Genomic DNA, 20027 nt, shown 5'->3' on the forward strand with positions numbered 1-20027 from the left:
ATATTGATAAAAGTATATAAGAAAAAATTTAAAATTTAAATGAAGATATAGGTGAAAGAATAGATTTACTTAGGTTGTTTTTTCTTTTCTAACATTTTTTCCAAGAAATGAATATTAGTTCCACCCTTAATAAATTCCTCATGATTAAGAATTTCTTGATGAAGAGGTATATTAGTTTTGATTCCGTTAATTACCATTTCTTCAAGCGCAGCACGCATTTTTTGTAGTGCAGTCTCTCTATCATGTCCACGAACAATTACTTTTGCAATCATCGAATCATAATTTGGTGGTACTGTATAACCAGAGTATATATGGGAGTCAACACGAACTCTTGGACCAGCAGGAGCATGATACATATCTATAGTACCTGGAGAAGGAATCATTTTCTCAGGATCTTCAGCATTAATTCTACATTCAATAGCATGTCCAACTATAGCAATATCTTCTTGCTTCCAGCTTAAGTTACTTCCACCTGCAACTTTAATTTGCTCTTTGATAAGATCTGTAGAAGTAATTGATTCTGTAACTGGATGCTCCACCTGAATCCTTGTATTCATTTCAATGAAATAGAACTCTCCATTCTCATATAAGAACTCAAAAGTACCGGCTCCACGATATTTAAGTATTTTACAAGCATTAACACATTGTTCACCAATACGCTTTCTTTGCTCATCAGTCAAACCAATTGCAGGAGCTTCTTCTATGACTTTTTGGTGTCTTCTTTGAGTAGAGCAGTCCCTCTCAAATAGATACACTGCTTCTCCTCTACCATCACCAAATACCTGAATTTCAATATGACGAGGGTTTTCTAAGAACTTCTCCATGTATACCATATCATTATTAAAAGCAATTCTAGCCTCACTTTTTGTTAGAGAGATAGAACTAATTAAATCTTCTTTCTTTCTAACAATACTCATACCACGGCCACCGCCGCCGCCAGCTGCTTTGATAATAACTGGATAACCAATTTGCTCAGCAATCTCTAAATTTTTCTTTTCATCACTACCAAGTGGGCCACCAGATCCAGGAACACAAGGAACACCAGCTTTTTTCATCCACTTAATAGCTTCAACTTTGTCACCCATCACTTCGATACTTTCTGCACGTGGCCCTATAAAGATAAAACCACTCTCTTCAACAGCTTTTGCAAACTTTGCATTTTCTGATAAGAAACCATATCCTGGATGAATAGCATCGGCATTAGTTATTTCTGCAGCTGTGATGATTGCTTGAATATTAAGATAGCTAAGGTTAGGTGCAGCTGGACCTATACAAACTGCTTCATCAGCCAACTTAACATGCATCAGATTAGCATCAGCAGTTGAATAAACAGCTACTGTTTTAATCCCCAACTCTCTACATGCTCTTAATATTCTAAGAGCTATCTCACCTCTATTGGCAATTAATACTTTTTTAATCATTTTGTATTACCTTTAAAAGTTTATACTAGATTTATGAAGTCTTTACTTAAATTACTGATTGTTTATTATTCAATAATAAATAAAGGTTGATCGAATTGTACAGGATCACCATCTTTAGCGATAATTTTAACAATTTTACCAGCTTTCTCAGCTTCAATCTTGTTCATAATTTTCATTGCTTCAATTATACAAAGAACATCGCCTTTTTTAACTTCTTGACCTTCTTTAACATAAGGTGCCGCATCAGGAGAAGACGCACTATAAAAAGTACCAACCATTGGAGATTTAACTTCTTCACCGTTAATTTCTTCTGCTTCTACTTGCTTAGGAGCTGAAGTTGCAGTAGTTGGAGCACTAGCTGCTACTGGTGCTGCTGAAGCAACACTACTTACAGCAGGAGCTGATGATACAACCGTAGCAGCAGTATTATTTTTTGTCATAAAGATGCTTGAGCCACCATCTTTAACTCTAATCTCTTTGATATCACTCGAGTTAAGAATCTCTGCTACTCTATCTATCGCTTTTAATAAATCCATGTTTCTACTCTCCTTTCATATTAATATAGTTAATTGCTTCTATTAGCGCTAATGTATATCCGTTTGGCCCAAACCCAAATATGCATCCATGAGCAATATCTGATAGAAGCGACTTAGTCCTAAACTCTTCTCTATTATATATATTCGACAAATGTATTTCAATAAAAGGCTTCTCTATAGCCAAAAAAGCATCGCGTATTGCAATGCTTGTATGAGTATATGCAGCTGGATTTATAATTATTATTTTTGCCTCTGTTTGCTGAATTTCATCAACGATCTCTCCCTCATGATTACTCTGGAAAAAATCAATAGTTACATTATTATTTTGTGCTATTTTAAGTAACTCATTATTAATATCATCAATAGTCTTATTACCATAAATATGAGGTTGTCTCTTACCTAATAGATTAAGGTTTGGACCGTTAATGAGTAAAATATCCATATTAAACATCCTTATAGCTTTTCAAAGCTTTAACACTATAGTGCTTATGCGTTTCTATACAATAACAACTTAGTCGACCACCAAAAACACAACCTGTATCCAAAGCTATAGCACCTTTATCTTTTGTTTCTCCTTTGATAGCTGCCCAATGACCAAAAACTATCTTATAATTATTTTCAAATTTCTTATGTTTGATCTTAAACCATGGTTTAAAACTTTGTGGGATTTGATCAATTGTTGAGCTGAACTTAAGATTTAATCTTCCATTTTTATCTATAGTTCTCATTCTAGTAAAGTAATTAAGTATACACAACCATCTATCTATACCCTCTAACTCTTTATTCCACTTTTCCATTTCATTATTAAACAGATTAGCTAATAAAAGCCTTCTAGTCGTTATGTTTCTTAATACAAACTCTACTTCATTGGCTCTTTTAAGAGCTTTTTTAGGCGACCAAATATGTGGAATTCCCGCATGAACAACAAAAGTATCGTTTACTTTGATTAGAAGGCTTTGATTACATAACCACTCTTGAATTTCTCTTAAATTATTAGCTTTAATAATATCATCGAAAGTATTTTTACTACTTGACGGCAAGTAGTTATAGCTAATAGCCAGAAATAATATCTCATGATTACCTAATACAACTTGCGCTGACTCTCCTAAAGACATTATGAAATCAACTGTCTCAAGAGACTTAGGTCCTTTATTTAAAATATCTCCTGCAAAAATAAGTTTATCTTTATTTTTATTAAACTTTATATCTTGCAACAACAATTGCAACTCATCGTAACAGCCTTGTACGTCACCAATAACATATGTAGCCATTTATCTTACACCTTATTTCAAAAAGTTTGCTAAACTAACAAAATCCTCCACACTTAAATTTTCCGCTCTTAACTTTGTATTTACGGGCAAAGTACTAGGATCTACATTAAGTTCATTTAATATACCTTTAAGATTATTATGCAGAGTTTTTCTGCGTTGCGCAAAGCTTTGTTTAACAATACTTTCAAAAAAGTGATAATCATTAATAATCAGTTTATTAGTTTTTGGTTTAAGACGTAGAATAGCCGAATCAACTTTAGGCTTAGGATAAAACACTTCAGGAGGAATTTTCATTATCATATTGCAATCAAAATGATACTGTAAAACCACTGACAGCCTCCCATAAGACTTGGAATTTGGTTGAGATATAATTCTCTCGACAACTTCTTTCTGAAGCATAAAATGAGCATCGATAATCTTGTCGCTTTGCTCAATCACTTTGAACAATATTGGTGATGAGATATTATAGGGCAAATTACCAAGAAGTTTTATTTTTTGCTGATGTTCGACTCTAAGGGTATCTAAGTTAAATTTCAAAAAGTCTTCATTAAAAATTTTTGGCTCGCCATATTTTTGACAGTTTTGTAACAAAGTATCAATGACACTAGCATCAAACTCAACTACACTTACATGGTTAGAGTATGTGAGTATATAGCGAGTCAATGCTCCTAAACCAGGGCCTATTTCAAGCACCATATCATCTTTTTTAATATTCGCTAATTGAACTATCTTTCTTATTATATTTTCATCTTGCAGAAAATTTTGACCTAATGATTTTTTAGCTTTTGTTTTATATTGCATTTTAATAAAGTTCTGGTGTCTTTAAATCACTTTCTAATATTTCAATATAAGCATCGTCCTTCATAGAAGTTAACCATGTCTTATATACTTCTTGAGCTTTCTCAGAGAATATTGCTTCCAGTGCTTTTTGTTCTTTGAGCTCCTCTGCTGCATCATGTTCTTTTACTTTAGTATATTTGATAATCATCCAAGTCTTAGAATCTGCCTGAAAAGGTTCAGAAACCTCTCCTTTTTTCATTGACTCTAATTTTGAAAATGCTGCTGGTGGTATGACAGGTGGACTATCTAATCTTGAAACCCATCTAAACCTACCATTCGCATGATCATAATCTTGGTTATACTTTAAAGCGACCTTTGTAAAACTTTGACCACTCTCTATAGCAAGCCTAGCTCGATCTAAGGAGCTTTTAGCACCCTCTTCTGTCATGCCTCCATCTAGTTTTATTTCAATAGCATAAACATAATACTTAGTAACTTTTTTACTGAGCATCGGAGCTTTTTCATCAATATTGTCTACATATATCATTTGTAGAGTATGGTTTATTATAAAAGGCTCAGATACTTGATGTTCTTTCAAATCTTTTACATACTCTTTATACATACTAGGTATTGAATCAAATTTTACCTGTTGGCTAACAATACCACCATAAGTAGCATTAGGGGCTTGAGAAAATTGCTTAACAACTTCAGAAAAGTCAATATAGCCTTTATTAACAGCAATTGCTAATTTCTTAAATAAATCTATTTTCTTTTGGCGTGCTTTTTTTGAATCTGGTAGAGCCACAATCAGATTTTTTAAAGTATAAAGCTTAACAGGAGCCATTTCTTTATCGAATTGCTCTTGATGCTTTTTAATATATTTTTGGATTTCCTCCGGAGAAACATATACTTGTTGTGAAATGGCTTGTTGTTGTAATTGGCTCACCATAAGCTGCTCTCTGATTCTTTTCTTATAGCTATCAAAAGACATGCCTGATGCTTCAATATTTAATTTGAGAGAGTCAACAGAAACGCCATTTTTTGCAGCTATATCTTTTATTGCAGAGTCAAGCTGCTGATTAGAAACCACAATATTATTTCGCTCAGCCAATTGTAACAAAACGCTTTGAGCTATTAATTCTTGCAAAGCTTCCCTTCTAATTTGTAATGAATCAGAATTAAAATTTGCATTTGGATTCATAGCTTCGAGCTTTGCTACCTCTCGATCCAGTTCAAAAGAAGTAATAGGCTTACTATTAACTATCGCTACTGTCTTATTAACTAAATGTCTTTTATCTTCAGACATTTCTGGTGAATCTGCTGGTGCACTAATACTAGAATTAAATGAATTTTGAAACAAACTAGACGAAATATCAGACAATCCCACAGAAGTAGTTAATAGCACTATAGTAATTGAAGACAGTAACCTCTTCATTATATACCTTCTCCCCATTCACCAACCTTATAACCGTTTATCTGTTGTAAACGTGAAGATAGATTACTAGTATCCCCAATACCTCCAAGACCTTTTAATTCGAACTCTAACATATATGTACTTGTCAAATCAGCTAACTTTTGTGGATTGTTAGGATCTTCGTTAGTATATGAACTAGCCTGCCACATAGCCCTAATAGCCCAAGATTTAGCATTATATTGAATACCTGCAAATACGTTCGATATTTGCTGCTGTTTAAAGTTGTAGTTCCACAACGCTGTAACACCCCAGTGATCTGTAATATTTAATATTGTAGATAACGTTATTGTCTCCTGAGGCTGTGGAGTCTGTCCATTATTAATTTGCTCTTGTGTAATAGAGTTCCAGTTATCTTCTATACTGTTATAAGAAATATTGAAAATATTTTCATTCTCATCTTTATATGATAGTTGATAGACTTGATAATCAAACTTTGATGTTTGAAGCCTATAGTTAATTTGTGCTGACAAATAAATATTTTTAATTACCTGAAATTCAAAAGATGACATAATCGGAGAAAACATATCATTCGCATACTTATCTTCCATTCCAGGATATGGACATTTTGCATCACCTTGGCACAAGTTAACTTTTCTATCCTCAAAATATGCCATCTGGCCAATTTTAGCAGAAGCTAAAGTACTTCCATCGTCTTGGCTCGTTGTATAAGTCTCTAATGCATAAGTTAACTGATTAGCATTATTGATTCTATCAAACCCAGTAAATCTGTTTACCTGGAACATCTGCATATATTGTTCATTCTGCATGCTTGTATCAAATATTGGAATATCCGTTTGATTCTGATACGGGATATATGTGTAGAATAATCTCGGTTTAATTGTTTGAGTATAAGAGCCACTTTCAGTTGTATAATCCCTGTCAAAATAAGCAGCCGCATCTATATTGAATATAGGTAAAACACTTGTAACTGTACTATTATCAAACTTAATTGTATCAGATGATTTTCTATCAAGCTGGTAATAACGAATAGGTAGTTCTAAGGATGGATTAAAATACCCCCAACCATTATTAAAGTTACCCTTGATCTTTGGTGCTTCATAAGATCTAAAACCACTCACGTTAGTTCCTCTCTCAGGGCCAGCAGCAGGATTTATTTCCCAAGGAGACTTATAAAAGTAAGTATTAAGAGTATTTGCACTAAGAGTTACATAATCAGGAGTATAGCCATCAGAAGTTATATTAAACCTCACTTCTGGTAGTTTAGCATAAGGTATATTTGCTAAGTCAATAGCTGGATTTACAACTCCATAATCTAGGACTGTTATCCCAGAGTCTATATATTCATTACCATAGTTAAGGTCAAATTGTCTAGTTAATAGTGTCTTTGTAACCAAATCAACATTACCTGACGAGAAATCATTATAGTAATTCTCATCACTAACATACTCATATATTAGATTTGTAGATAATGTTCCATCGCCAAGTGCATAACTACCTGTCGTGGTTATATCGAACGCTCCCCTCATTCTTCCTTCTTTGAAGTCCCATGGTACTAACGACCCTTCAAACTGTCCCTCAAAGTATTTGGTCATGTAACGGAATGTACCATTCTCCATAACACCTCTTTCTGACCAAATAACGTTATTAAGTAAGAAATCATAGTTTGGTGCTAAGTTGAAATAATATGGTACTGAAACCCCTATGCCAGAATTACTATTTTGAACAAAACACGGGAATAAGAATCCAGATTTACGTTTATCATTTATCGGGTGTGAGAAATATGGTATGTACATCACTGGCACGTCATCTATTTTGAAAAAGCCATTTTTAACATATGCCATCTCTGTATTAGTATCGATATCGATATCACTACCAGTTATTTTCCAAGCATTATCATATGGTCCACCAGAAGTAATATAACCATCTGAAAGCATTATATTACCATCTTCCTCTTTCTTAAGAGTTTTCGCATAACCGCGCAAATAACCAGTAAAGTTCTCTTTATTATATATTCTAGTATCAGGTGTCTCACGTGCCATTCTAAAGTAAGCTTCGCCAGTACTATAAGTACCATTAGTCATATCAGAATCTAACTCTTTAGTTCTAATAACAATTCCTGTCGATGGTTGCTTGGCAATAACATCACCTGTCATGACCATTGATCTAATTGCACTATTATCACTAGTTAGATTTACTATGGCATTATTCCCATATAATTCTTGATCACACTGAAGAACTTGAACATTACCAGAAGCAATTAATGTACCGTCATTGTCAAATTCTGAATTTTCATAACTAAGGTCGGTCTTCTTTGAAGCACATAGCGCTTGAGTAAACTGAGGGTCATTACTATAATAACCTCCTACAAAAGTTTCTGGTTTCTTAACCCACGCTAAATCATCAGCTAAAGCTTTCTCTTTTTCTGCTGCACTAATTTCTTTATCAAAAACGTTCTTCGGCTTTTCTGCTCTTTTGCAGCTCCATTGACCATCTACAATTTCACACTTCCAATCTTCTTTGATAGGATTTTTACTAATAATTCGCGCAGCATGCGCTTGCACTGTAAATGCTACAGTACCTAAACATACTAGTAAATACCTGTGAATCCCCTTTAGCATATTTGACCTTTAAAAGCCTTAATTTTATTGAGTTTTTAAAAATAACCGTGATATTATATCTACATTTACTTAATTTTTCCATTTTTAATTTTAAAGACGGTAACTTCTAAAACAAAGAACTGGACTATTTCAATGAATATAGAAAACTATTTATCAGACATATTCGCTCAAGCATTTGAAAAGCTAGGGTACTCTCAAACTTTTGCTAAAGTTGTAACATCTACTCGTGAAGGCGTGGGTCACTTTCAATGTAATGGCGCTATGCCACTAGCTAAATTTGCTAAGAAAGCTCCTCTAATAATAGCCCAAGAGATAATAGAGCAAATTGATAGAGAAGATATTTTCTCTAAACTTGAAGTAGCTAAGCCTGGATTTATAAACATATCATTATCAGATAAATTTCTGGCTAGTACAACTGACAAATTTCTCAACTCACCTAAATTTGGCGTACAAACTAATGCCCAATCAAAAAAAGTAGTTTTAGACTTTGGAGGTCCAAACGTAGCCAAGCCAATGCACGTTGGACATATTAGATCAGCACTTTTAGGGGACGCGCTACAAAGAATACACAGATTCTATAATGATAATGTAATATCAGATGTTCACCTTGGTGACTGGGGCACACAAATGGGCATGCTAATAGAAGAAATAAAACTAGAATCCCCAGAGCTTGTATACTTTGATGAGAACTATAGCGGTGAGTATCCAAAAAGCTCTCCTGTAACAGTTCAAGAACTTGCGGAAATATATCCTAGAGCGTCAAGAAGATGCAAATCAGATATAACTGAAATGGATAAAGCAAGACAAGCAACTTTTGAGCTTCAACAAGGCCGTAAAGGCTACGTAGCTCTATGGCAGCATTTCGTGAGAATATCTATAGAAGCTATTAAAAAAGATTTTGATAGTTTAGATGTCCATTTTGACTTATGGCTTGGTGAAAGTGATGCGAACAAGTTCGTAGATGAAATGATTGACTATTTTAAAACGAATAATTTCATATATGAAGATGAAGGCGCATGGGTCATTGACACTAATAAGGAAGGAATTCCTCCTCTTATAGTTATCAAAAAAGATGGTGGTGTGATGTACGGCACAACAGACCTTGCAACACTATGGCAGCGTGCTAAAGATTTAAATCCCGATGAAATAATTTATGTGGTGGATAAAAGACAGTCCCTTCACTTTAAGCAAGTATTTAGTGTGGCTAAGAGAACAAAAGTCGTTAATGAAGAATGTAAACTTAAACACGTTGCATTTGGTACAGTAAATGGTAAGGATGGTCGTCCATTTAAAACACGTGAAGGTGGCGTAATGCACCTTTCAGATCTAATATCTCAAGCAAAAGAGTATGCTCACAAAAGAATGCCTGAGGAGAAGGATGAAAATATTATTAATCAAGTAGCTATGGCAACCATTAAGTTTGGTGATTTGGTTAACAACTACTCTAATGACTATATTTTTGATTTAGAAAAATTCGCCCAATATGAAGGCAAAACAGGTCCATACTTACTATATACAACCGTTAGAGCAAAAGCTATTTTGAGAAAGATCTTCGGCGAGAGCTACAACATTAATACTTTAGCTAAAGAATATAGAATAGCAAAAGCAGCTAATGAACATGAAGAAAAACTGCAACTACAGTTAATACAATTCCCTATTGCAATATCTCGTGCTTATGAAAACTCCCAACCTCATCATATTTGTGAATATGCATATTCTCTAGCCAATATCTTTAATAAGTTTTATGTAAACTGCCCTATAATGAATATTGAAGATGAGCAACTAAAAAAATCAAGAATAGCATTATGTATGGCAACAATAAAAGCCATGACTACAGCAGCAGATTTGTTGGGAATCTCTATTCCTGAAAGAATGTAGAGATAAATATCACTTCATGCTCATTAAACTTAACCTCAATCTCTACTATCAAATTAATTAGAAATAATTGGAAACCAACTTATGTTAAAAATCTTTGAACAGCCTAAGGCTTTTTATACTATCTTTATGTTAGAGATATGGGAGCGATTTGGCTATCAGGCTTTAGTTGCCATCTTAGTTGTTTATTTACAACGTGGTAGCATTCAATTAAGCGAAAGTTCGGCAATTGCGACCTATGCTGCATTTGCAGCACTAGTATATGCTTTTATAGTATTAGGCGGCTATATTGGGGATGCAATTCTCGGGGCAAAAAGAACCATTATTCTGGGGCTTATTGTCTTGTTAAGCGGTTATGTACTTCTAACGATTGGGGATAAGGAGTCAACACTATGGGGGCTTTCTTTTATATGTGTTGGTACAGGTTTATTTAAATCAAATCCTACAAGCCTGCTATCAAAATGTTATGAAAAAAGTGACTCCGGACAAATCAGCAATGCTTTCACTCTTTTTTATATGGCTATAAATTTAGGCTCACTACTTGGTAGCTTAGCAATTCCAACGATTGCAAAACATTACGGTTACTCTGCGAGTTTTGTAGTTATCTCTATAGCTTTAATTTTTGCTATAGCTACTTTTGTAGGCTTTGGTTTCACAATGAAGCATATCTCTACTCACGCAGGTGCCAAAAAGCTTAGATTAAGTTATTTATTCTGGGTAATAATAGGGGTAATTGCTATGATATATATAGTCAAAGCTCTACTTGCGTATCTATTCTTAGCAAAATTAATAGTCATTTTGAGTTTTATTGCTTGTCTACTTATCTATATATATTTAGCATTTTTATACAAGAAAGATGGCTACTTCTACAAGATGATGCTTGCTTTGATACTAATGTGTGAAGCTATAGTATATAAGATATCATACATACAAATGGCATCATCAATAAACCTCTTTACTATCAAAAACACAGATCATTCAATTTTAGGATTTATAATAGCACCGGAGACATTCCAAGCACTTAATCCTTTCTGGATATTTGTTTTAAGTCCAATCTTAGCGATGTACTATGTACACTCTAATAACACGAAGTTTAGCTTAAATGTATATAGCAAATTCTCTACTGGGTTACTTGTAATAGGCCTATCTTTCATACTACTGTATGTTTCTAAATTTACAGCTCATAGTGGTGTAATCTCATCATACTGGCTATTTGGTAGTTATGCACTTCAAGCACTAGGGGAATTGCTAATATCCGCGATTGGGCTATCAATGTTTAGTAGACTTGCTCCAGCTAAAGTTAATGGCTTTATGATTGGAGTGTGGTGGGTATTCTTGGCATTTGCTTCGATTTTGGGTGGATTAGTTGCTCAATTAACTGCGATAAGTAAACAGCAAGTATCTTCAGAAACCCTCACTCTATCTCTAAATACCTATACCAGCCTTTTCTTAATGATTGGAATTGCTATAGTAATTGTTTCATTTATATCTTTTGGTCTTTCACCATTTAAAAAGAAACTTATTAATCAGTAAATTTCACAAACTTTAACCAAATAGCTCAAATAAACACTAATATTTGTCTAATATTATTAGCTATAGAGTTTCACTACAAAAGGCCTAATTTATCGAAGCCTATATTACTCAATGCTCCATACAAAATTACTGCCACAGAATTTGATAAGTTCAAACTACGACTGTTTTCATGCATTGGAATCTTGAGCTGAGTTTGTTCAAGCATTCTTAAAACTTCGGCTGGTAAACCTCTTGTTTCTGGACCAAAAAGTAAAATATCATCACTATCAAAATCTACTTGATGATAGTACTGCTTCGCTTTTGTTGTACACGCCCAAATCTTATTTTCTTTATTTTTCTGATAAAACTCATCAAAATTTTTATAAATCTTAAGATCTGCAAACTCATGATAGTCAAGACCAGCTCTTCTAAGTTGCTTATCTTCTAACTTAAACCCTAATGGCTCAATCAGGTGTAATTTAGCACCTACATTTGCACATAATCTAATTATATTGCCAGTGTTGGGTGGAATCTCAGGTTCATATAATGCAATATTTATCATTTCTATATATCTATATCATTGTTTAAAAAGTTATTGAATTCTTCTTGCTTAGCTTTTTTTGCTGCTTTTTTATTTAAATGATATCTTTCTGCTCGTGCTATAAAATCCTTGTTCATGATTTTTTTCAGATACTCAGGATCAAGCAAGAATGGTTTATTAGGTGTTTTTTGTCTTTTCATAGCTTCTGGAATTCTAACAGAATATAAGACCAAGATGTCATCATCATTTTCTATAACTACTAAATTAGCTTCAAGGTTATACTGTTGATTAACTAAATGATACTCCTTATGGTTATCAATATCTATCTGCTTCACAGGCCTAACTTCATAGTTTATCTTCACAGCTTTTTTAATAGATTTTTTATTTGTTTCCTTCATATACTTTAAAAGCTTTTGCTTATACTTTAAGATCTTATTCTCAGCGGTTATCATCTTAGGTAGCACATTATCAAGGAAGTATTTTGTTTCATCTTCATCTAATGCAAAGCATGTTCCAGACTCTTCAGATTTGTAGAAACAGCCTTTAGTATCAACAAACATATATAAATTTTGAGTTTTATCATAGTATATGTGATATTCACTTAAAGACTTCGGATGACCTAAATAAACGAACTCGTCACTGGACATCGTTGAACACGAGTACAAAGCTAGACCCAGAATTACTATAAAAATCAAACTAATCTTTTTTCATTATCAAATAGATCCAGAAAAGACTTATAAATTAAATTTTATAGAATTTTTTAAAATATTTATAGTACTAAAAATAAGTTATTGAATTAAGTGAAGTCTATTAAAAATAACTACTATTACTTTCTACTCTTATTAGGATTATGTCTATATAACACCAGAATATTCCCTATAATTTGCACAATCTCAGATTTTGTAGCTTTAACAATCTCAGCTGCAATTTCTTGTTTTTCTTCTTTCGGTAGACGTCCTGCCTTTACTTTAATTAACTCATGTGATGCTAGAGCCAAATCTATTTCTAACATTACATTCTCAGTAAGGCCCTTTTCCCCCATTAGGACAACGGGCTTTAATGAGTGTGCTTGAGCTTTTAATTTTTGTTGTTGTTTAACATCCATTTTATTTCACCTATTTTATAATTTCTAATATTAAATTTTCTATAACCAATTCTTTATCAACATTCTTAAAGTTTGCAAAATAACCCTTTGCTTCCAATGATTTATAATAAAGCTTATATATGTAATCATCTGTAAACTTAGCTGAGAGGTATTTTATAACTGCCAATTTATCGTAATTAGCAATACTAGCTTGCTCATCGAGATTATAATTATAAGCATCAATTATTACACTCGTTAACCAATATAAAACATCTCTAAAATGTGGATTAACCTCTTTCAAAAACACATTAAGGTTTGTTTGCTTAACCAAAACCTTCATTAGATTATTTCTAAGAGTCCAAAAATGTTGTTCAAGCTTGATTTTAGCTACAATATTCACATCATCACGAGCCATCAACAATGATTTCTCAACTGCTTCTTGAGACATATCAAATGTATACTTTAAATAGTTATATTTATCTTTTTGGCTAAATTTAATGTCATAAACTAAAGATCTACTTTTAACTGTAGGCAAAATATCAGTATAATTTTTGGTAAACATCAAAAAGAATGTGTCTATTGAAGGCTCTTCTAATGTTTTTAATAAAGCATTAGCTGCAGACTCATTTAAGAAATCAAGTTCTTCAATTATAATTATTTTACATAAATTATTATGCGCAGTTAACTCACAGTTTTTGGTTATCTTTTTTATTTCTGAAACTTTAATTTCATCATTCTCTATAGCAGCTATACTTATATAAGGAGATTCTTTATAGTCTACAACCTTCTGACCCAACAATAGCTGGCACAAGGAACTTATAAAACCATCTAGTAACACAGCATCTTTAACTCTAAAAATAAAAGCATGATGAAGCATTTTCTTAGTTTTTTGTTCAAAAAAACTATCAAGAAGTTGTTGATGAATATCTAAAGATAACACTTTCGCCCTATATTATTTTACGTGCATACAAAAAACTTGTAATAGTTTTTTTAATCATAGCAAGCTTAGATTTTATTAGTCCTTTATCCTTTTTCCTAACATAACTGACTTCATAAACAGAATAATGATTGTTTAATAACTCAATCAAATAGTCATCATAAGTTCTAATCTCATCAACTAGTCCTAAACCTAAAGCATCTTTACCAAACCAATACTCTCCAGTAGCTACTTCGTGTATATTCAAACTCGGACGATATGCCAAGATATGCTTTTTAAATAGTTCGTGAATATTTTCCAAATCTTGTTTAAATTTCTTACGCCCTTCCTCTGTATTTTCACCAACAGTTGTAAGCGTACGTTTGAACTCACCTGACGTGTGCATTTCAACATTGATACCATTTTTCTCAAGTAACTCTCTGACATTAGGAACTGTCCCAACAACACCGATTGAGCCCACTATTGCAAAAGGTGCAGCAATAATCTTATTAGCAACAGCTGACATCATATAGCCACCACTAGCAGCAACTTGATCAATACAAACTGTCAAAGTTATTCCTGCTTGTCTAATACGCTCCAACTGAGCCGCAGCAAAACCATAGCCATTAACAACACCACCGGGGCTGTCAATTCTTACCACAACCTCATCTTCAGGTTTCGCAACTGCTAAAATTGCTGTTACTTCGTTGCGTAAATTTTCAACCTGAGATGCGTGAACATCTCCCTTAAAACTGATAACAAACTTTCTTTGTTCTGGCTTTTCTTGCTTATCAATTTTCTTCTGCTCTTTAACAAACTTTTTATATTCTTTTTTATCAAGAATAGTTCCTAAAATCTGCTCTTTAGTAGATCTATACTCATCGCCTATTTTATTTATCTCAAGCTTGCCTTTAGCTAACTTTGCAACTTCTTGCTTTGCCTTGGCAAGTAAAGAAAAAAAGCTACCTACAACAAAAACAATAGCTATTACAACCAAGATTGTACTCAAAACAAAAAATACAAAATCTATAAAACCTTGATACCACATAATTATTATATCCTATCGATGAGCTCTTAGAGTCTTTAGCAAAGACTCTCCAGCCCCACCTTTTAAATTGGCTTTTTTGACAGAATCTCTTGCAAAAACACGCTTCTTATAATTAAAAATTGACCCATACTCTTCATCAATTACAAAACCTTCTGCTTCTAAACAAATAATTAAAGCAGCTATGTAACAATCAGCAAGTGTAAAACCTGAGGATATGAAATAGTCAGAGTCCGAAAAAGCTTTTTCCATAGCTAATAAACTCTCTTTAAGATCTTTAAAAATTGCTTTCAACTTAGCTTTATTTTCTTTATTTTTTCTAATTTCATCAAGTACTGGATACCACTCATTGTCAATTTTGTCCAATGAAAGGCGTATCTTAATACGATCATTAACAACACTTGGCAGTAAACTTGGAGCCGGAAATCTCTCATCTATGTATATTAATAATGCTTTTCTATTATTTATACTATAGTCTTTCTCCATTAAAACAGGAAAAATACCATTTGGAGAAATTTTTTTCACAACCTTTGGTTCCAAATCTCCTGCCTCAACAATATCCATTGCCATTTTCTTTTCTGATAGAGCTATTCTTGCTCTCAAAGAATATGGACAATATTTAGTAGTATATAATGTAACTTTCATCAAATATGCCTTTTTATGGATTAAAACAATTACTCTTGTTTGCTATAATTGTCAGATAATAAAAACTAGTATGAAATTTTACCATATTTGTGGATAACTACAACATAGACAAGCAAGGCTTTTTATTAGACTTTGACAGTTGGGATGTCAATTTTTGCGCTAAAATGGCTAATGATGAAAACATATCATTAACAGATGAGCATATGCTAGTCATCAACTTCTTACGCGACTTTTATCAACAAAATAAGAAGTCTCCGGCTATAAGAGAACTTGTAAAGGGCCTAAAAGAAAAATATGGAGAAAAAATAGGCAATAGTTTGTACTTACAGATACTATTTCCTGTATCGCCTGCTGTACAAGCTGCAAAACTAGCAGGACTTCCAAAACCTAAAAGATGTATTTAAATATTCAAAGGAGTGAATAATGACAAAAATTTTATGCAAAAAATATAATGAAGAACTAGATGCTATCCCATTTCAACCACTACCTGGTGAACTTGGTAAAAAAATACATGCTGAGATTTCAAATAAAGCATGGCAGGCTTGGTTAGCTCATCAAACAATTTTGATCAACGAATATCGTTTAAACTTAATGGATTCAAAAGCTAAGGAATTTCTCAAAGACGAAATGCAAAAATTCTTATTTGAAAATAAAGAGGATAAACCAGAACAATTTAGCGAAATTTAAAACATTTCTCTTCAAAAGAAAATATTATTAATTGTTATAACTATTTTCTTACTTTCTTATATATATATTTTGGATTGATAGTATCCGCCAAGAGTTTGTTTTCAAAGTCAACCCTTACTAGAATACCAAGTGTAAAGCACATAATAAGTAAACTACTACCGCCGTAGCTTATAAGCGGTAAAGTAAGACCCTTTGTTGGTAACAAGCCGGTATTAACACCAATATTAACAAAAACCTGAAAACCAATCCAAAAACTTATCCCATAAGATAGAAATGCTTGATAATATCTTTTTAGCTCAAAAGCCATTTTTGCAATATTCATAGCCCTAAATACTATAAATAAATATACCATGAGTAAAATCATCAACCCTATAACACCTATCTCTTCAGCTATCACAGATGTTATAAAATCCGTATGTGCTTCAGGTAAGAAAAATTGCTTTTGAACTCCATTACCTAATCCGTCACCAAACCAACCACCTCGACCAAAGCCTATAAGAGCCTGCACAAGCTGATAACCTGAACCATTCGCGTTTTCCCACGGATGAAGAAATCCTGTAATCCTATGCATTCGATATGGCGATACAATCACAAGCATAGTCGCCATGATAAGCATTGCTCCTATAAGTAGACCATACCAACGCACCTTATTACCAGACACAAACAACATTCCCATAACACATATTGAAATAACTACAGTTGATCCAAAATCAGGCTGCATAAGCAACAAAACTGCAATACATCCCAATAATGTAATAGGCGTAAGAATACCTTCTTTAAAATTAGTCATTTTAGGTAAATTTTCAGCTATATACCCAGAGAAAAAAATAATTGCTAAAAGCTTAGCTAACTCAGCAACTTGGATATTGATAATAATAAGAGGTATCCAACGTCTAGCCCCATTTACACTTTTACCTACACCTTGAACCAAAACAGCTACCAATACTATAAGCATTATAAAGAAAAAAGCATTATAGTTTTTCTCATAATTCTTAGTAGGTACCAACAGTGCCAATAAGAAAAGAAATATTGCAATAACTGCAAAAAATCCTTGTCTAATAGAATAAAAATATGGATTATTGTAATCATCTAACGCAACAACCATAGAAGCAGATGTAACCATTACCCAACCAAAAATCAGCAAACCTAACATTACAAAAACTATCGAAATATCTATTTCTAGCTTTGCCCTAACACGCTCTTTTTTTGTATTTTGACCACTTAATAAAAGCTTTAATCTATATAGCACTACATTTTCCCATTTTTTATTTTAGCTTAGCAACTAATCTTTCGAATACATCACCACGCTCCGCATATCCACTAAACTCATCAAAGCTTGCACACGCTGGTGATAGAAGAATAGTATCACCATCCCGGGCTTTTTGATTAGCTGAGTCAAATGCATCTTTCATATCATTACAAATCTGATACTGGCATAGATCTTTGATATAATTCTCTATATATTCCTTGTCTTGACCATATACACAAATGTATTTAACATACTTGTCTAAAGATTTTTTCATTAGATTAAAATCACCACCTTTAGCAACACCGCCTAATAACAATATAATATTCTTCGAATTGGTAATACTATTTAGTGCAGCTATAGTAGCTCCAACATTTGTACCTTTTGAGTCGTTGATATAAGTAACACCGTTTGTTTTTTTGACAACTTCGCAACGATGCTTAAGCCCCTTAAACTTTTTAATTGAATTTACTACCTTAAATGCATCTATACCAAATCTATCAAAAATATTGAGAACAACTATAATATTCTCTAAATTGTGTTCTCCGAAAAGATTTGTCTCATCTATATCTAACAACTTAGTCGCATTTTTATAGATAGAGCCTCTTACTATCTGATATTCACCGGCATACTTAAGACCATTGTTATGCACATCATAAACAAAAAAATCTTTACTAAATTTTGCTAAATTTAGCTTCGACTGTTTATATTCTTCATAGTTATTATATCTATCTAAGTGATCAGGTGATACATTAATCACACACCCTAAATCAAACTCTACACTATTAAACAAATCTATTTGAAAACTCGAAACCTCAACCACACAGTAATCAAATCTCTCACCAATCTTATTGAGGGGTGGCGTACCAATATTACCAACAAGGATACTTTTATAGCCTAAGTCTCTTAAAACAAAATCAAGCATTGTGACGATAGTACTTTTCCCATTCGATCCTGTAACAGCTATCATTTTTGCCTTAGTGTTTCTAATTGATTGATAAAACAGATCAATATCACTAACTATTTTTTGTTTAAATTTAGATAAAACTCTATACGGCGACTTATTAAGTGGAATACCTGGACTTACAGTTATTAAATCATATTGTTCTAAATCACAATTTATAAAATCATTATCGTTCTGTGAGATATCAACTGAAAGATCAATAAAGTTAGCTAAAAAATCGCAAACAGACCTACCTGTAGAGCCATAACCAACCATAAGTAGTTTAGATACTTTTTTATCATCAAAATAGAAATTGAACATTACCTAACCTTAATAGCTATCAAACCGATTAAGAAAAGTATCAAAGAGAATATCCAAAAACGTATTACAACTTTTGTCTCAGGCCAGCCCATTAGTTCAAAATGGTGGTGGATAGGTGCCATTTTAAAAATTCTTTTACCATTTCTAAGCTTATATGATCCTACTTGCAACATCACAGATAATGCTTCTATAACGAATAACAAACCCATAATAAAAAATATCAATTCTTGGCGAATCATCACAGCAATCACTCCCAAAACAGCACCTAACGTCAATGAGCCTACATCACCCATGAAGACCTCTGCTGGGTGCGAATTAAACCATAAAAATGCTAAGCCCGACCCACATAAAGCCGCACAAAAAACTGCCACCTCAACAAGTCCTTTATTGTCGATGTACGGGAAAAGTAAATAGTTAGCTAATATACTATTTGTTTCAATATAAGCATAAATACCTAATCCTGCAGCAACAAGAACTACAGGAACTATCGCTAAACCATCTAATCCATCAGTTAAATTTACAGCATTACTACTTCCATTAATAATGAAAAAGGTCAATACCACAAACAGAAAGATCCCCATAGGAATATATAGATTCTTAGAAAAAGGTATTGAAAGACTCATTTGTCCATTTTTAGACAAAAGATAAAACAAAACTATAGCCAATATAACTGAGAAAACAGATTGTAAAGCAAATTTGTGCTTAGCCCTTAGTCCCTTTGGATGCTTAAGAACTAGTTTTAAGTAGTCATCAAAAAAACCAATAGCTCCAAAGAAGATAACTACTAAAATTAAAATCCATAAATATATGCTAGACAAATTCCCCCAAAGTAAAGCCGATATAATAACAGAAGAAAGAATTAAAACTCCACCCATAGTTGGTGTATTTCTCTTAGAAAAATGACTTTGTGGTCCATCATCTCTTACAACTTGGCCAATTTGCATTTTCTGCAACCATCTAATCATTGGCCTACCGAGAAAAAGCGTTATTAACAATGAAGTTATGGAAATCATTATAATTCTTACAGATACATAACTGCTAAAAACTTCTAGACCTTTATAGTAATGACTTAACCAATTAAAAAGATAAATTAACATATAATAAAAAATTTCAGTGTATTGGCGCTATTATAATCGATATATTATGTTTTT

Annotated in this window: 20 protein-coding genes; 4 read left to right on the plus strand and 16 right to left on the minus strand. The window is 32.9% G+C overall.

Annotated elements, in window-relative coordinates:
- Positions 1-65: 65 nt before the first annotated feature.
- The 7 genes from accC to F0R75_RS06050 form a co-directional block, all read right to left on the minus strand.
- Positions 66-1421, minus strand: a complete 1356-nt coding sequence (gene accC / locus F0R75_RS06020) for an acetyl-CoA carboxylase biotin carboxylase subunit (protein WP_146421052.1) — start codon at positions 1419-1421, stop codon at positions 66-68.
- A gap of 65 nt (positions 1422-1486) precedes the next feature.
- A complete protein-coding gene (gene accB, locus F0R75_RS06025) occupies positions 1487-1957 on the minus strand; it encodes an acetyl-CoA carboxylase biotin carboxyl carrier protein (RefSeq protein WP_013923530.1) in 471 nt (156 codons plus the stop codon).
- A gap of 4 nt (positions 1958-1961) precedes the next feature.
- Positions 1962-2399 carry a type II 3-dehydroquinate dehydratase gene (gene aroQ / locus F0R75_RS06030; RefSeq protein ID WP_149367976.1) on the minus strand — a complete coding sequence of 146 codons (438 nt, stop codon included), beginning with the start codon at positions 2397-2399 and terminating at the stop codon, positions 1962-1964.
- Between the two features lies 1 nt (position 2400).
- The gene (locus F0R75_RS06035) at positions 2401-3228 is read right to left on the minus strand and encodes a symmetrical bis(5'-nucleosyl)-tetraphosphatase (protein WP_149367975.1); all 828 of its coding nucleotides are present in this window, start codon (positions 3226-3228) and stop codon (positions 2401-2403) included.
- 12 nt (positions 3229-3240) lie between these two features.
- A complete protein-coding gene (gene rsmA, locus F0R75_RS06040; protein WP_149367974.1) occupies positions 3241-4029 on the minus strand; it encodes a 16S rRNA (adenine(1518)-N(6)/adenine(1519)-N(6))-dimethyltransferase RsmA in 789 nt (262 codons plus the stop codon).
- Between the two features lies 1 nt (position 4030).
- Positions 4031-5443: a SurA N-terminal domain-containing protein gene (locus F0R75_RS06045; protein ID WP_149367973.1), complete on the minus strand. Its 1413-nt coding sequence runs from the start codon at positions 5441-5443 to the stop codon at positions 4031-4033.
- Positions 5443-8061 carry an LPS-assembly protein LptD gene (locus F0R75_RS06050; RefSeq protein ID WP_149367972.1) on the minus strand — a complete coding sequence of 873 codons (2619 nt, stop codon included), beginning with the start codon at positions 8059-8061 and terminating at the stop codon, positions 5443-5445. The genes F0R75_RS06045 and F0R75_RS06050 overlap by 1 nt, the downstream gene beginning before the upstream one ends.
- Positions 8062-8193: 132 nt before the next feature.
- On the opposite strand from F0R75_RS06050, the gene argS reads away from it, so the two are divergent.
- Both argS and F0R75_RS06060 read left to right on the plus strand, forming a co-directional pair.
- Positions 8194-9939 (plus strand): arginine--tRNA ligase, encoded by a 1746-nt coding sequence (gene argS, locus F0R75_RS06055; protein WP_149367971.1) that lies wholly within the window; start codon positions 8194-8196, stop codon positions 9937-9939.
- Between the two features lie 81 nt (positions 9940-10020).
- Positions 10021-11469, plus strand: a complete 1449-nt coding sequence (locus F0R75_RS06060; RefSeq protein WP_149367970.1) for an oligopeptide:H+ symporter — start codon at positions 10021-10023, stop codon at positions 11467-11469.
- A gap of 73 nt (positions 11470-11542) precedes the next feature.
- Here F0R75_RS06060 and trmL read toward each other — a convergent pair whose 3' ends face one another.
- The 6 genes from trmL to sspA form a co-directional block, all read right to left on the minus strand.
- On the minus strand, positions 11543-12010 hold the full coding sequence (gene trmL, locus F0R75_RS06065; RefSeq protein WP_013923538.1) for a tRNA (uridine(34)/cytosine(34)/5-carboxymethylaminomethyluridine(34)-2'-O)-methyltransferase TrmL: 468 nt from the start codon (positions 12008-12010) through the stop codon (positions 11543-11545).
- A 2-nt stretch (positions 12011-12012) separates the two neighbouring features.
- Positions 12013-12684 (minus strand): FTN_0109 family protein, encoded by a 672-nt coding sequence (locus F0R75_RS06070; RefSeq protein WP_246145943.1) that lies wholly within the window; start codon positions 12682-12684, stop codon positions 12013-12015.
- Positions 12685-12815: 131 nt separating this feature from the next.
- On the minus strand, positions 12816-13094 hold the full coding sequence (gene yhbY, locus F0R75_RS06075) for a ribosome assembly RNA-binding protein YhbY (protein WP_146421043.1): 279 nt from the start codon (positions 13092-13094) through the stop codon (positions 12816-12818).
- Positions 13095-13104: 10 nt separating this feature from the next.
- Positions 13105-14013, minus strand: a complete 909-nt coding sequence (locus F0R75_RS06080) for a DNA polymerase III subunit delta' C-terminal domain-containing protein (RefSeq protein WP_149367969.1) — start codon at positions 14011-14013, stop codon at positions 13105-13107.
- Between the two features lie 7 nt (positions 14014-14020).
- Positions 14021-15037 (minus strand): protease SohB, encoded by a 1017-nt coding sequence (sohB, locus tag F0R75_RS06085; RefSeq protein WP_149367968.1) that lies wholly within the window; start codon positions 15035-15037, stop codon positions 14021-14023.
- A 12-nt stretch (positions 15038-15049) separates the two neighbouring features.
- Positions 15050-15679 (minus strand): transcriptional regulator SspA, encoded by a 630-nt coding sequence (sspA, locus tag F0R75_RS06090; protein ID WP_149367967.1) that lies wholly within the window; start codon positions 15677-15679, stop codon positions 15050-15052.
- 89 nt (positions 15680-15768) lie between these two features.
- On the opposite strand from sspA, the gene F0R75_RS06095 reads away from it, so the two are divergent.
- Positions 15769-16083, plus strand: a complete 315-nt coding sequence (locus F0R75_RS06095) for a TusE/DsrC/DsvC family sulfur relay protein (RefSeq protein WP_149367966.1) — start codon at positions 15769-15771, stop codon at positions 16081-16083.
- 19 nt (positions 16084-16102) lie between these two features.
- Complete coding sequence (locus F0R75_RS06100) at positions 16103-16366, plus strand: oxidative damage protection protein (RefSeq protein WP_013923545.1); 264 nt, start codon at positions 16103-16105, stop codon at positions 16364-16366.
- A gap of 40 nt (positions 16367-16406) precedes the next feature.
- Here F0R75_RS06100 and ftsW read toward each other — a convergent pair whose 3' ends face one another.
- The 3 genes from ftsW to mraY are packed head-to-tail and all read right to left on the minus strand — an operon-like array spanning position 16407 to position 19973.
- On the minus strand, positions 16407-17615 hold the full coding sequence (ftsW, locus tag F0R75_RS06105; protein WP_149377231.1) for a putative lipid II flippase FtsW: 1209 nt from the start codon (positions 17613-17615) through the stop codon (positions 16407-16409).
- Positions 17616-17631: 16 nt separating this feature from the next.
- Positions 17632-18876, minus strand: coding sequence for a UDP-N-acetylmuramoyl-L-alanine--D-glutamate ligase (gene murD / locus F0R75_RS06110; protein ID WP_149367964.1), 1245 nt, complete (start codon positions 18874-18876; stop codon positions 17632-17634).
- On the minus strand, positions 18876-19973 hold the full coding sequence (mraY, locus tag F0R75_RS06115; RefSeq protein WP_149367963.1) for a phospho-N-acetylmuramoyl-pentapeptide-transferase: 1098 nt from the start codon (positions 19971-19973) through the stop codon (positions 18876-18878). The genes murD and mraY overlap by 1 nt, the downstream gene beginning before the upstream one ends.
- Between the last annotated feature and the right edge of the window lie 54 nt (positions 19974-20027).

It is taken from the genome of Francisella marina, from assembly GCF_008369785.1.
In the GTDB taxonomy this organism is placed as follows: domain Bacteria; phylum Pseudomonadota; class Gammaproteobacteria; order Francisellales; family Francisellaceae; genus Francisella; species Francisella salimarina.